Raw genomic sequence first — 14,020 nt, 5'->3', positions numbered from 1 at the left:
GGGACTTCACCGAACCGAGCGCCGGGGGCCGGCTGCCGATCAGTGCTCCAACCGGGCGTGTACGCGGCGGCGGGCGCCAGGGCCGGCGGCGGGGAAGGGGCTATGCACCGTCGTTGCTCTCGCGTAGGGAGTGGATCATGCTTTGCAGGATCCGGAACGCGCTCGACTGTTCGGTCTCGGTCATGCCGGCCAGCATTCTGAGCTCGACGGATCGGACCGCCACGGTCGCCTTCTCCAGGCTTCGTCGGCCGCGAGGCGTGAGCCGCGTGGGGAGAACCTTCCCGACGGGTGCCTCCGCGGGCCTGGTCACGTAGCCATCTCGTTCCAGGGCCTGGAGCAGCACGTTCATCGATTGCCGGGTCACGAACGCGCCCCGCGCGAGCTCGGAGTTCGACAAGCCCGGCCGTTGGGCCAGCAGCTCGAGGCAGGAGTAGTGCGTCACGCTCATCCCGAGCGGCCGCAGCACCTCCTCCATGGCTGCGCGCAGGGCGCTCGAAGCCTCTTTCAGCAGGTAGCCCAGTGATTTGTCCAGGTCGACGCCGGCACCGTTTTGACTCATGTCAGAATTCTGACATACATTGATCCGTGTCAGGAATCTGACACGGAGAGAAGGAGTATCACCATGCCCGCCACCGGCCCCGACTTCATCTCGCTCCAGGCGCGCGACCTCGACGTTTCGCAGGCGTTCTACGAGCAGTACCTCGGCCTCGTCCGCTCGCAGGCCGGACCTCCGCACGCCGTCGTCTTCGAGACGAAACCGATCGCGTTCGCACTCCGCGACATCGTTCCCGGCACCGATCTCGCATCCGTTGCCCAGCCCGGCATCGGTGCCGCGATCTGGCTCCACGCCACCGACGTCCAGGCCATCCACGATGCTCTCGTCGCCGACGGTCACACCATCGTCTCCGCACCGATCGACGGCCCGTTCGGCCGGACATTCACCTTCGCCGACCCCGACGGCTACCACGTCACGCTCCACGACCGCCCCTGACCCGCCCGACGCCACCGGACGATCACCGGTCCCGGAGACCGCCGGCTCCGCGTGTGCCCCTCGTTCGCCGTTTCGCACCGGCGGGGCGGGGCCTCGGTAGACGCCGGCGTCGCCTCCGGATGGGCGGTGCGTCGAGCCGGCGACGGCGGAGCCGACTCGGGGTACGGGACTTGGCGCAGAGATTTCTTTCGGGAATTCGGTGGAAGGCATGTCGAGAACGGCTCATGGGCTCCGACCTCCCCGTGAGAACACCGGATACGAGCAGTGCACTGCACGGGAGTCGAAGATGCGGAAGATCATCCACCTGGTCCATCAGTCGGTCGACGGCTACATCGAGGGTCCGAAGGGCGAATTCGACTGGCCGCGGATGACTCCCGAACTGTCGGAGTTCGGGCGGACCGTCAACGACGGGGTCGACACGTTCCTGTACGGGCGCGTGGTGTGGGAAATGATGGCGGCGTATTGGCCGACTGCGGACTCCGTCTCCACGGACCCGCACAACCTGCGGTTCGCGCCCATCTGGCGCGCGATGCGGAAGGTAGTCGTCTCCACCACGCTGGAGCGGGCCGAGTGGGGCGCCGAGGTGATCGGCAAGAACCTCGCCGAGGACATCACCACGCTCAAGAACGAACCCGGCAAGGACATTCTGCTCACCGGCGGGGCCGAACTCGCGAACGCACTCACCGAACTCGGACTGATCGACGAGTACATGATCTTCGTGCACCCGGTCGTGCTCGGCGGCGGCAGGCCGGTCTTCCGCCCCGACGAGCGGCGTCGCCCGCTGAACCTGATCGACTCGCGGATCTTCGACGCACGCACCGTGATGCTGCGCTACGAACGGGCCGAGGACTGAACCGTCACGCTCGCGAGCGCTCTCGTCCGCGTACCTCCGGCCGGCGCGGGCGGGCGCGTCGAGCGCCCGGACGTGGTCCGATGGTCGGGCGCGGTGGCCGTACCCGGCGAGGGGCGCGTTCACCCTGCGCGGGCGGGGCGTGCCCGCCGGCCTTCTTGCGCCCGGTTCGAACGTATTGCATCGTTTCGAAGGCCGTTTTGAGTGGAACGTCCGGTGCGGACGGTGCCTTTGCCGGTGGCGGGGATATCGGTGTGCCGTGCCGGAGCGGCGACTGATAGTCCTTGGCGCGTGATCACTCCTTTTCAGGCGGCGTCCTTCCGTCGTTCCATACCCGTGGCCGTGGCCCTGTTGCTGGCGGCCGGGTGTACCGGGGGCTCCGGTGACGGCGCGTCCAACACGGCCGACGGCAAGCCGGTCCCCACGCAGGTGACCGGGACGGCCGCGGCCACCCCGCCGAAGCCCAAGGGAGCGGCGGACCCGGCGCTGCGTGCCTTCTACGAACAGAAGATTTCCTGGAAGGCGTGCCCGGACGACCCGAAGACGAAGAAGAAGGACGAGGGCGAATTCCGGTGCGGGACCTTCAAGGTGCCGCTGGATTACACCGCGCCCGACGGCAAGTCGCTGGACATCGCCGTCATGCAACACCCGGCTGCCAAGCCCGATCAGCGGATCGGCTCGCTCGTGTTGAATCCGGGCGGACCCGGGGGCTCGGGCCAGGATTTCGTCAAGTACGGGTTCGGCGAGTTCGACGGCCCTCTGCACGACCGCTACGACATCCTCGGCTTCGACCCGCGTGGTGTGGCCGACAGTGCGCCCGTACGGTGTCTGGACGACAAGGCCCGTGACGAGCGCAACGCCCGGGACTCGCCCCGCGATCCGGTCGAACGCAAGGCGCGCAGCGAGCGCAGCGGCAAGGAGTTCTCCGCCGCGTGCCAGGCCGAGTCCGGCGAGTTGTTGCCGTTCGTGGGCACGCGCAACGCGGCTCGGGACATGGACGTGCTGCGCGGCGCGGTCGGTGACGACAAGCTCAACTACCTGGGCATCTCGTACGGAACCTACCTCGGGACCATGTATCTGGACGAGTTCCCCGACCGCGCCGGCCGGATGGTCCTGGACGCGGTCGTGGACCCGGCGGCCGACAAGCTCGACGCGAGCATCGACCAGACCGTCGGCTTCGAGCGCTCGTTCCGCGCGTTCGCCGCCGACTGCGCGGCCCGGGCGGGTTGTCCGCTGGGTGGCGACCCGGCCAAGGCCGCGGAGATCGGCGCGACCTTCCTCGACGCGTTGCAGGACAAGCCGCTGCGCACCGCCTACGACGGCCGCAAGCTGACCTCCTCCCTCGGCTGGACGGGCACCAACAGCCTGCTGTACGGCGACAAGGAAACCGCGTGGAAGTACCTGCGGGAGGCCCTTGCCCTGGCGATGAACAGGAAGGACGGCAGCGCCCTGCTCTTCTACGCCGACGACTACCTCGGCCGGGACGAAAAGGGTCACTACGACAACAGCACGGACTCGCGCTCGGCAATACGCTGTGCCGACGGCGCCGCTCCGGCGCCCTCCCCCGAGCGGATCGAACAGGTCCTGGCGAAGCTCAAGGCGGATGCTCCGTTGCTTTCCAAGGACACCGTCGCATCGGACATCGAGGGCCCCGGCTGCGAGTTCTGGCCGTACAAGACTCCCGAGAAGCCGCACGTGATCCGGGCCGAGGGCGCCGCGCCCGTCCTGGTGGTGGGCACGACCGGTGACCCGGCCACGCCGTACGCCGCGTCCGAGAAGCTGGCCAAGGACCTCGCGCACGCGAGCCTGCTGACCCTCAAGGGCGAAGGCCACGGCGCGTTCGGCCGCAGCAAGTGTGTCGACGCGGCGGTGGCCGCCTACATCATCGAGGGCAAGCTGCCGGCCGCCGGCACGCAGTGCACCGACGGCAAGTAGCCGCCGAAGCCGCCCACTGCGTCGCGTTGGGAGAAGGGGCGACGTGATCCCGGTCGACGTGTCGTCGTAGCGCGGCGGTCCGGGATCCGTGGCCTCGCGGGTGCGCGGGTCGCACGAGGTGCACGGGCTGCGCAGGTCGCGCGGCAGGACGTTCGCCGGGGCTCGAGCGGCTAACTCGAACACGGTTGTACGGCATGGGTGGATGCGATTCGCTTACTCGAACACGCCTGTACGAGATGTGCCGGGCGGTTTCGGCGGCCGAACCCGGTCGGCGGCCCGCCCGCTCGGGGCGGCACTTCGAGGAGCGAAACGATGTCTCGCGACAGTCGATCGACGCAGGACGCGCACGACGCGTTTGGTGCGCACGACGTACACGACCTACACCACCCACACGGTGCGCACGACCCACACGGCGACACCGCCGGCGGCCACACTCACGCACATGCGCCCACGCCGCGGCGCTGGTTCGTCCTGACCCTGGTGTGCCTTGCGCAGTTCATGTTGATCCTGGACGTCACGGTGGTGAACGTCGCGCTGCCGAGCATCGGCGCGGATCTGGGCCTGGGGCGGGAGCCGCTGACCTGGGTGGTCACCGCCTATGCGCTCGCGTTCGGCGGTCTGATGATCCTCGGTGGGCGGATTGCCGACACGCTGGGCCGGCGGACCGCGTTCCTGCTCGGCCTGGGTGTTTTCACCGCCGCGTCGCTGGCCGCCGGGTTCGCCCCGAACGGCGCGATGTTGCTCACCGCCCGAGTCGCGCAGGGCGCCGCCGCCGCGCTGCTGTCGCCGGCCGCGCTTGCGCTCGTGACGGTCACTTTCCACGGTCCCGAGCGCAACCGCGCACTCGGCGTCTGGGCGGCGATCGGCGGCACCGGGGCGGCGGCCGGCGTTCTGGTCGGCGGACTGCTGACCGCCGGCCCGGGATGGGAATGGATCTTCTTCGCCAACGTGCCCATCGGTGTGGCCGTACTCGCCCTGGCCGCGTCGGTGATCCCGGCCCGGCCGCGTATCGCCTCGGGTACCCGTCCGGACCTGCCGGGAGCGCTCGCGGCCACGGCGGGGACCGCGGCGTTGATCCTGGGCGTGACCCGTGCGGGCGACGTCGGATGGGCGTCGCCTTGGACGTTGTTGTCGTTGACCGGCGCGGCGGTCGGCTACGCGCTCTTCGTCCTCGTCGAGCGCACGATTGCCGATCCTCTGGTGCCTCTGGCCCTGCTGACCCGCAGGCCCGTGATCTCCGGCGCGTTCGTGATGCTGGTGGCGAGCGGACTGCTGATCCCGCTGTTCTTTCTCGGCTCGCTCCATATGCAACACACCCTGGGTTTCGATTCGTTGCGGACCGGGTTGGCCTTCCTGCCGGTCGCCGTCGCGGTGACCGTCGGAGCGCACGTCGGGGGCCTGCTGGTCGGCCGCATCGGCGCCCGGCCGGTGGGGGCGGGCGGCCTGATGCTCGCCGCGGCGGGTGCGTTGTGGCTGAGTCGGCTGCCCGAGCACGGCGGCATGTCCGACGTGGTCCCCGGACTGGCCCTGGCCGCGGCGGGCCTGGGTCCCGCGTTCGTCGCGGCGACCACCACGGCGATGTCCCGTGTACACCACGACGAGGCCGGCATCACCTCGGGTGTGGTGAACACGTTCCACGAACTCGGCGGCGCAATCGGCGTCGCCCTGGTGTCGGCGATCGCGGCGCCCGGCATCGCGGGCGGCGGCGGAGTCGGCGGGTACACCGACGCGTTCCTCGCCTGCGCGGGCACCGCCGTGGTCGCGGCGCTCGTGGCATTCGTACTGGTTCCGGCGGGCAGGCCGCCGGCCTCCGACGGCCCGCGGCACGTGCACTGACCACGGCGACCGGGACCTTGACCGGGACGAACCCGGCAACTATGGCATCGGGACCGGGATATCCGGCACGAGCGAGAAGACCGACACGACCACCACGACGACCTCGCCTGCCGCGGCCGGCGTGAAGATTCCGACAGTAGGGTTGACCAGCATGGGTGCGACATCATCGCCGGGCGTACGGCGACGGGCCGACGCCGAACGCAACATCGCCGCCATCCTCGCCGCCGCGCTCGGCGCGTTCGCGCGCGACCCCGAGGTCACGATGACCGACATCGCGCGGGAGGCCGGCGTCGGACGGGTGACCCTGTACGGGCACTTCGGCTCCCGGGACGTGCTCCTGGAGGCGGCGATCGGGCAGGCCCTGGGCGAAGTCGACGTGCTGCTCGACGACGTCGGGATCACCGTCGGACCGGCCGACGAGGCACTGGTACGACTCGCCCGCGAGGGCTGGCAGGTGTTGGACCGCACCCGCGGCCTGCGCCGGGCAGCCCTGAAGGCGCTGGGCGAGGCGAGCCTGCGTCGCCAACACGCCCGGGTCCTGACCAGGGTCGACGAACTCGTCGCGCGCGGCCGCAGCGAAGGCGACATCCGTACCGACCTCCCGGCCGCGTGGCTGACCGCGACCTACTACGGCGTGATCCACACCGCGGCGGACGAGGTCGACGCCGGCCGACTCGACCGCGCCGCAGCGGGCGACACCATCGCCGCCACCCTGCGCTCGGCCCTCGCCACGCCCCGCTGAGGACGCCTCGCGCCGGCGACACCCACCCGGCCGCAGGCATGCCCGGCCACCGCGGTGACCTGCGCGGCCCGCGCGCCCCGCTGGGAAGGCCCGGCTCGTCGCGCGCCATCCGATCCGCCGGCCGGCCACGCCCCGGGTCGTCTCGGGGCGGGGCCGGCCGAGCGTCGTGCGGCCACCCTCACCGCGGGTGGCGGCGACGGCGCGACGGCCGTGCGTCGGGACCCGTCGAGCGGGCGATCCGGTGCCGGCGGTGTCGGTGACCACGGCGCACCGGGCGTCCGGGCCGACCACGAGGGCGGCCGTCGACGGGTTGCCCGGCCCTGCTCGTCTCGGCCGCGCCCTCCAGCGGCGGATGCGGGGCCGGACCGGTGCGACCGGGCGGGCGTTGGTTCAGCAGGAGGGGCGGCGTTCCGGTGTGTAGGACCAGGGGCGGACCACTTCGAGGGCTGCGCCGATGCGGAAGACCATCTCGTCGTCGTAGGTCTTTCCGACGATCTGCACACCGGTCGGCACGCCGTTGGAAGCGAAGCCCGACGGCACCGCCAGTACCGGTACCCGGCTGCAGATGTTGAACGGCGGGGTGAGGGCGGCGTCCAGGTAGAAGTCCAGTTCCCTGCCGTCCACGACGACCTTGGTCTCGGTGTAGTCGTCGTCGGCGACGAATGCCGGGATGGCCGTGGTGGGGCAGATCAACGCGTCGAACCGGTCCAGCAGTTCGCCCAGTTCGGCGTAGATGGCGCCTTCCAGGGCGAGTCCCTCGGCGAACGAGGTCCGGGTGGCCGCCGCCTTCTCGTGGAAGGCCCGCAGGTACGGGTTCACCAGGTCCGGCGCGGCATTGATCGCCTCGCCCGCCTCGGCCCCCATGATCGCTGCGAAATGGGCCATCAGGGCGCGGTTGACCATTTCCCGGGTCCAGCCGAGTTCGACCTCCTCGACCACCGCTCCCGCGGCACGCAGGGCCTCGGCGACGGCCCGTGTGTTGGCCGCCACCTCGGGGTCGATCGAGTGGTCGCCGAGCGTGACGCTCAGTGCGATGCGCAGGCCCTCCGCCCCGCTCGCGCCGGCGTACTGCTCGGGCAAGACCAGCTTCGGGCGCAGCGACACCACGTCGCCCTTCCACGGTCCTGCGATGACGTTCTCCAGAAGCGCGCAGTCGGCGACCGTGCGTGCCATCGGGCCGTCGTGGCAGTACTGGTCGAGGCTGTACGGCGGCATCGCCGGGACCCGGCCGAACGGCGGCTTGAACCCTACGACACCGTTGAACGAGGCCGGGATGCGGATCGAGCCGCCGATGTCGGATCCGGTGGCCAGTGGCGCGTATCCGGCGGCCAGCGCGGCGCCCGAGCCGCCGGACGAACCACCGCACGAGTACTCGGGGTTCCAAGGGTTGCGGGTCACGCCCCACAGCTTCGATCGGGTGAAGGCGGCGGCGCAGAACTCCGGTGTGCTGGTACGGATGTGAATGATGCCGCCCGCGTCGGCGATCCGCTGGAGCACCGGGTGCGTTTCCGTGGCGACCTCGTCCGCGAGCAACAACGACCCCTGCTGGAGGGGGTGTCCCTCGATGGCGTGCTCCTCCTTGGCGGCGACCGGGATGCCCTCCAGCGGCCGGATGTCGCCCCGGCCCTTGCCGAGGTAGCGCTGTTCGGCCTCGCGGGCCGCCGCGAATGCCTGGTCGTGGAGGGATTCCACGACCGCGTTGACGACGGGTTCGGCGGCGGTCGCCCGGTCCAGGACCGCGGTGAGCAGTTCGACGGGCGACAGCTCACGGGTGCGGAAGGCGGCGAGTGCCTCCGTCGCCGTCAGATAGGCGAGGTCGGTGGATGTACCTGCGGACACGGTGACTCCCAAGCAGGATCGATGGATGGTTCGCGATGGCGGCGGCCCGGCGGGCCCTGGCGGATTCTTGGGATCTGCCGGACCCGCCGGCCGTCATGCCTCCGGTGCGGCGAGTGCTCTTCTGCTTTCGGCGATGCGTTCCGGGTCCCAGCCCACGCCCGGTACCGAGTCGATCAGCAGCCTGGTGTACGGGTGTCGCGGTGCGGAGAGTACCTCCGTGGTGCGGCCCGATTCGACGATCCGGCCGTTGCGCAGCACCACCACGTCGTCGGTGATGTGTCGGACGACGGCCAGGTCGTGGCTGACGAAGAGGTAGCCGATGCCCTGCTCGCGGCGGATGCGGGCGAGCAGGTCCAGGATCTGGGCCTGGATGGACACGTCGAGTGCGGCGACCGCCTCGTCCAGGATCAGCACCCGGGGCGAGGCCGCCAACGCACGGGCGATGGCGACGCGTTGGCGTTGGCCGCCGGAGAGCCGACGCGGCAGGGCGCCGGCCTCGCGGGAGCCCAGGCCCACCTGGTCGAGGAGTTCGGCCAGGCGCGCGGCGCGGCCGGACCGGTCGGTTTCGCCGGCGTGTAGGCGCAGGACCTCGTCGATGCTGTCGTGGACGGTGATGCGCGGATCGAGGGAGAGGTAGGGGTCCTGGAAGACCATCTGGATCTCCCTGGCCCGGGAGAGGCGTTCCGCCCGGGTGCGCGGTCGGTGGGCGCGTTCGCGGCCGTCGACCGTGATGCTGCCGGCGTCCGGGGTCTCCAGGCCGACGAGCATGCGGGCGGTGGTGGTCTTGCCCGAGCCGGATTCGCCGACGATGCCCAGCGAGCCCCCCGGCGGCAGGGTGAAACCGACGTCGTCGACCGCCTTGTGATCGCCGAACGTGCGGCACAAGCCGCGGACTTCGAGGGCGGCCGGAGTCGGGGAGGCGGGTGTGCTCACTGCAGGATCCCTTCGTCCGCGCGCAGGCATGCGACGGCCGCCGGACCGTCGTGTACCAGTGCGGGGGCCTCGGTTCGGCACCGCGCGATCGCGAACGCGCAGCGGGCCGCGAAGGCGCAGCCGGTGGGCGCCTCCGCGAGCGACACGGGCCGTCCGGGGATCGGCTGCGGCGGCGCGGCGTCCGCCTCCAGGCGCGGTGTGGAGGCCAACAGCGCGGCCGTGTAGGGGTGCCTGGGTCGGGCGAACAGGTCGGCGACGGGCTGGGATTCGACGATGCGTCCCGCGTACATGACGTAGATGCGGTCGCAGATCGCCGCCGCGAGTTCCAGGTCGTGGGTCACGAACAACATGCCGGTGCCGTGCCGGTGTTGCAGGCGCCGCAGGATGCCGACGACTTCCGCCTGGGTGGTGACGTCGAGTGCGGTGGTGGGTTCGTCGGCGAGCAGGAGTGCGGGGTCGCCGGCCAGGGCCGCGGCGATCACCACACGCTGGAGCATGCCGCCGGAGAACTGGTGCGGGAAGCGGCGCAGCGCGCCGTGCGGATCGCGGATGCCGACCTCGGTCAACAATTCCTGTGCCCGGGCCAGTGCCTGGTCCCTGGAGGTTCCGCGCATCCGCAGTCCCTCGGTGAGGAAGTCCCCGATCCGGCGCATCGGGTTGACCGATGCGCGCGGGTCCTGGAACACCATCGCGACCTTGTTCCGGCGTACCTCGCGCAGTCCGGCGGCGCCCAGGGAGAGTACGTCGGTGCCTTCCACGCGGACGCTGCCCTCGGTGCTCGCCCCCTTGGGCAGCAGGCCCAGCACGGTGCGGCAGGCCACCGATTTGCCCGAGCCGGACTCGCCGACCAGGCCCACCGTTTCGCCGCGTTCGACCCGCAGGTCGACCCGGTCCAGGATGGGTCGCGCGGCGGCGTGGTCCGGCAGGCGCAGGGTCAGGCCGGTGATGTCGAGCAGCGGTACGTCGCGCTCACCCGAGTCGGCGCGCGCGCGGGCGTCGGCCCGGGTGCCGGATGCGGCGGGCCGGGTGGCCGGGTCGTCGGCCGTCGTCTTGTCGAACACGGCGCTCACCTCTCCCGCTTGGAGACGCGGTCGGCGAGGCCCTCGCCGACGATTCCGAATGCGACGACCGCGATGACGATGGCGGTCGCGGGGGCGAGGGCGGGCAGCATGACGTCCTTGAGGAGCGGGTTCTGGCCCTCGCTGACCATGACGCCCCAGTCGGCGGTGGGTGCCTGGACACCGAAGCCGAGATAGGACAGGCCGGCGAGTTCCATCAGGGCGTAGCCGAAGTTGATCGCCGATTGGGCCAGTACGGTCGGGGTGATGTTGGGGATCAGGTGCCGTGTGCAGATCGACCAGCCGGACCAGCCCTGGACCCGGTAGGACTCGATGTAGGGCCGGGCCTGTTCCTGGCGGGCGATGGAGCGCACCAGGCGGCCGACGTACGGCGTGTAGGCGATCATCATGGCGATGACGGGGGCGGTCAGTCCCGCGCCGAACACCGCCACGCACAGGATCGCCAGCAACATCGCGGGGAAGGCGAACAGCAGATCCATCGAGCGGGAGAGCAGCGCGTCGACCCAGCCGCCGCGCCACGCGGCAACGACGCCCATGGCGATGCCGAGCACGGTGGACACGCCGACCACCGCGAGCGGTCCCAGCAGTCCGGTGCGGGCTCCGTACAGCAGCCGGCTGAGGATGTCGCGGCCCGACTGGTCGGTGCCCAGCCAGTGTTCCGGGCCGGTGCCGGCCAGCGAGTTCTTCAGGTCGATGGCGTCCGGTTCGTAGGGTGCCAGTAGCGGTGCGCACACCGCCAGCAGTACGAGCAGCGCCAGGACCAGCACGGCCGCGGTGAACAGCGGCCCCTGGGCGGCCAGTTTGCGGATCCTGGCCGGTGCGCCGCGCCGCAGGGGCGGCGTCGGTGCGGTCGCGTCCTTGACGGACGCGGGGGCGGAGGCACTCACTTCGGGTCACCTCCCAGCGCGACGCGCGGGTCGATCAGTGGTTGGAGCAGGTCGACGATCAGGTTCGCGATCAGGAACGCGGCGACCACCAGCAGGGTCAGTGCCTGCACCACGGGGAAGTCCTTGACCGTGACGGAGTTGATGAGCAGCGAACCGACTCCCTTGACGCTGAACGCCGTTTCCACGATCGAGGTGGCCACGAGCATGCTCGCGACCATGGTGCCGACGACGGTGACGATCGGGCCGAGGGCGTTGCGCAGCACGTGTTTGCGGATGACCCGGCTCTCGGGCACGCCCCGGGAGCGGGCCACCTCGACGTGCTCGCGGGAGAGTTCGTCGAGCATCGCGGATCGGGTGACCCTGGCCAGCAATCCGGTGAAGGTCAGGGCGAGGGCGATGGCCGGGAGCGTGAGGTGCCACAACCGGTCGCCGAAGCCCTCGCCGGCGCCGTAGAGCGGGAACCACCCCAGTTTGACGGCGAAGACCGAGGTGAGCACGGTCGCGGCGATGTAGGACGGGATGGCGATCGAGGTGCCGGTCCAGGCCAGCACGAGCTTGTCGATCAGGCCGGGCCGCAGCGCGGAGGCGATGCCCAGGATCAGCCCGACAACCGTGACCAGCACCATCGCGTACCCGACCAGGAAGACCGTGGTCGGCAACTTCTGGGAGATCAACTCGCCGACGTCCTGACGGAATTGCACCGAGCGCCCGAAGTCGCCGCCGAGCACGTCGCCGAGCCACAGCAGGTACTGCTTGGCGAACGGTTGGTCCAGGTGGTATTGGGCGGTCAGCGCGGCGCGGGCCTGCGGGGTGACCGGGCGGCCGCGCATCAGGAAGGACACCGGGTCGCCCGGGGCCAGGTGTACGGCGCTGAAGACCACGAACGAGGTCGCCAGCAGCACGAGTACCAGGCCCACGAGGCGGCCCAGGAGGAAGCGGAGCAGAGGACGGTTCATCAGTTCGCGGCACCCAGGGTCGCGGCCCACGGGAAGGAGAGCTGGGTGATGTTCGGGGTGGCGCCGGTGACGCGCTTGCCCTGGTAGAGCGACAGCGGGGAGTCCCACAACGGGATGCCGGGCAGTTCGCGCAGCGCGATCTCCTGGAGTTTGGCGGTCAGTTGGGCGCGGGCGGCCGGGTCGGTGGTGCCCAGTGCCTGTTGCGCGATCGCGTCGTACTCGGGGTTGGACCAGTTGCCGTAGTTGGCGAACTCCCCGGTCTGCAGGGTCTGGTAGAACTCCAGCGGATCGGGCGTGACGTCGTAGCCGCTGGTGACCAGCACGTCGATGCCGGCCCGGGTGGACGGGTCGGTGAACAGCGCGGTGTACGCGTCCGGTGCGACGGTCTTGAGTTCGACGTCGAGGCCGATGGACTTGCCCGCGGCCTGGATGGCGTTGGCGGCGACGCTGATCTCCGGGGCCAGGTTGCTGGTCGCGACGACGACCTTCCTGCCGGTCGCGCCGGCCTCCGCGACGAGCTTCTTGGCGGCGGCGACGTCCGTGGTGACGGCGGGCAGCGCGTTGTACATGCTCTGCGCCTGCTCCGCGGGGATGGTGGCCCAACCGGAGACGGGCACGGGCGCCTTGGCGACCGTTCCGTAGCCGTTCAGGCCCGCCCGGACGATGCCTTCGCGGTCGATCGCCATGGACAGCGCGCGTCGCACGCGCGTGTCGCCGAGGGCACCCTTGAGGTTGGTGATCGCGGCCGAGTAACTGCCGGTGATGTCACCGAAGTACAGCTTGCCTTCGCCGGACTTGAGTTTGTCGTAGGAGTTGCTGGGCAGCAGGTACCCGCCGTCGACCTCGCCGGTCAGCAGCGCGTTGGCACGGGCGGCGGGGTCCTGGATGAAGACGAACTCGACCTCGCCCGTCTTGGGCATGAGCGTGCTGTCCCAGTAGGCGTCGTTGCGCTTGAGCGTGATGGACGTGCCGGGCTTCCACTCCTTGACGGAGAACGGTCCGGTGCAGTTCACGCCGCCCTGCGGGTTGCCGTAGTCCTTGCCGGCCTTGGCCAGGAAGGCGGCGCTTTCGATGGTGCCCGCCGACGCGCCCAGTTGCTGGTTGAGCAGCACGTTGGGGCGGGTGAGCTTGATGGTGACCTCGAGCGGGCCGGAGGCGGTGATGGACTCGACGTCCTTGAAGGCGGTGCTGTACGCGGCGCCGACCTCGGGGTCCATCTGGCGCTTGAGGCTCGCCACGACGTCCTGGGCGGTCATGGTGGTGCCGTCGTGGAACCTGACCCCCTCGCGCAGGGTGTAGACCCAGGTCAGCGGGTCCGGGTTGGTGTACTTGGCGGCCAGCCCCGGGGTGATCGTCAGGTCCGGGTTGATCCGCAGGAGTTGGTCGCACACGTTCGCGAGCACGGTGTTGATCGGGTAGTCGAAACCGTATGCGTAGTCCAGCGTCTGCGGTTCGGCGTACAGCGACCACTTCACCCTGTCGAGCGGCCCCTTGGCGGCGGGGCTGTCCTTGGTGATGCGGTAGCCGGGGTCCGCGGCCGACGAGTCGTCGCCGCCACCGCCGGAACACCCGACGGCGGTCAGGGCCACGACGGCGGCGAGGGCGGCGGTTTTGGGCATGCGCAAGTAACCCACCTCTTTCGGAGGGACGGCGAAGGCACGGAGACGGATGCGGCATGGCACGCGTCAGGACAGGTGCCGGTGAGTATTGACGCGGGAACGTTCCCGCGCAAGGGTTTGCGAGCAGGCATCTCACGCATGGCGAGGAGGTTTCCAACACGTCACGAGGCGGTGCGCCGGCGTCTTTTGACGACCCGTCACGAGATCGGGACGCACGGTGGCGAGGACGGGGAGTGCCTGGTGGGGTGGGGTGGGGTGGGGTGCCGGGGGACGGGAGCCGCGCGGGGTCGCGATGTCGGGAAGGGGGCGGGTGGGGCGCGCCGAATGCGTTGGCTCGGTGCGGGATGGGGTCG

At 70.5% G+C, this 14,020-nt stretch carries 12 protein-coding genes; 5 read left to right on the top strand and 7 right to left on the bottom strand.

From position 1 onward, the window contains the following. Window positions 1-100: 100 nt before the first annotated feature. Complete coding sequence (locus ACFZBU_RS13040) at window positions 101-559, bottom strand: MarR family winged helix-turn-helix transcriptional regulator (RefSeq protein WP_391583579.1); 459 nt, start codon at window positions 557-559, stop codon at window positions 101-103. 63 nt (window positions 560-622) lie between these two features. Here ACFZBU_RS13040 and ACFZBU_RS13035 point away from each other — a divergent pair, with 63 nt between their 5' ends. The 5 genes from ACFZBU_RS13035 (at window position 623) to ACFZBU_RS13015 (ending at window position 6,354) form a co-directional block, all read left to right on the top strand. Further along, complete coding sequence (locus ACFZBU_RS13035; RefSeq protein ID WP_391583578.1) at window positions 623-991, top strand: VOC family protein; 369 nt, start codon at window positions 623-625, stop codon at window positions 989-991. Window positions 992-1,277: 286 nt separating this feature from the next. Next, window positions 1,278-1,844, top strand: a complete 567-nt coding sequence (locus tag ACFZBU_RS13030) for a dihydrofolate reductase family protein (RefSeq protein ID WP_391583577.1) — start codon at window positions 1,278-1,280, stop codon at window positions 1,842-1,844. A 288-nt stretch (window positions 1,845-2,132) separates the two neighbouring features. Continuing rightward, entirely contained in the window at window positions 2,133-3,776 is a 1,644-nt protein-coding gene (locus tag ACFZBU_RS13025) for an alpha/beta hydrolase (protein WP_391583576.1), read from the top strand. Window positions 3,777-4,088: 312 nt separating this feature from the next. Next, window positions 4,089-5,612: an MFS transporter gene (locus tag ACFZBU_RS13020; RefSeq protein ID WP_391583575.1), complete on the top strand. Its 1,524-nt coding sequence runs from the start codon at window positions 4,089-4,091 to the stop codon at window positions 5,610-5,612. 151 nt (window positions 5,613-5,763) lie between these two features. Further along, window positions 5,764-6,354: a TetR/AcrR family transcriptional regulator gene (locus tag ACFZBU_RS13015; protein WP_391583574.1), complete on the top strand. Its 591-nt coding sequence runs from the start codon at window positions 5,764-5,766 to the stop codon at window positions 6,352-6,354. A 390-nt stretch (window positions 6,355-6,744) separates the two neighbouring features. On the opposite strand, the gene ACFZBU_RS13010 is transcribed toward ACFZBU_RS13015, so the two are convergent. The 6 genes from ACFZBU_RS13010 to ACFZBU_RS12985 form a co-directional block, all read right to left on the bottom strand. Beyond that, complete coding sequence (locus tag ACFZBU_RS13010; protein ID WP_391583573.1) at window positions 6,745-8,193, bottom strand: amidase; 1,449 nt, start codon at window positions 8,191-8,193, stop codon at window positions 6,745-6,747. A 93-nt stretch (window positions 8,194-8,286) separates the two neighbouring features. Further along, complete coding sequence (locus ACFZBU_RS13005) at window positions 8,287-9,126, bottom strand: ABC transporter ATP-binding protein (protein ID WP_391583572.1); 840 nt, start codon at window positions 9,124-9,126, stop codon at window positions 8,287-8,289. Continuing rightward, window positions 9,123-10,196: an ABC transporter ATP-binding protein gene (locus ACFZBU_RS13000; RefSeq protein WP_391583571.1), complete on the bottom strand. Its 1,074-nt coding sequence runs from the start codon at window positions 10,194-10,196 to the stop codon at window positions 9,123-9,125. Before ACFZBU_RS13000 ends, ACFZBU_RS13005 begins: the two co-directional genes overlap by 4 nt. After that, the gene (locus tag ACFZBU_RS12995; RefSeq protein WP_391583570.1) at window positions 10,193-11,092 is read right to left on the bottom strand and encodes an ABC transporter permease; all 900 of its coding nucleotides are present in this window, start codon (window positions 11,090-11,092) and stop codon (window positions 10,193-10,195) included. Before ACFZBU_RS12995 ends, ACFZBU_RS13000 begins: the two co-directional genes overlap by 4 nt. Further along, a complete protein-coding gene (locus ACFZBU_RS12990; protein ID WP_391583569.1) occupies window positions 11,089-12,048 on the bottom strand; it encodes an ABC transporter permease in 960 nt (319 codons plus the stop codon). Before ACFZBU_RS12990 ends, ACFZBU_RS12995 begins: the two co-directional genes overlap by 4 nt. Then, window positions 12,048-13,667, bottom strand: coding sequence for an ABC transporter substrate-binding protein (locus ACFZBU_RS12985; protein ID WP_391583568.1), 1,620 nt, complete (start codon window positions 13,665-13,667; stop codon window positions 12,048-12,050). The genes ACFZBU_RS12990 and ACFZBU_RS12985 overlap by 1 nt, the downstream gene beginning before the upstream one ends. Between the last annotated feature and the right edge of the window lie 353 nt (window positions 13,668-14,020).

The sequence above is a fragment of the Embleya sp. NPDC008237 genome (genome assembly GCF_042956465.1).
Lineage (GTDB): Bacteria > Actinomycetota > Actinomycetes > Streptomycetales > Streptomycetaceae > Embleya.
This window is presented reverse-complemented; position numbering and strand designations above follow the sequence as displayed.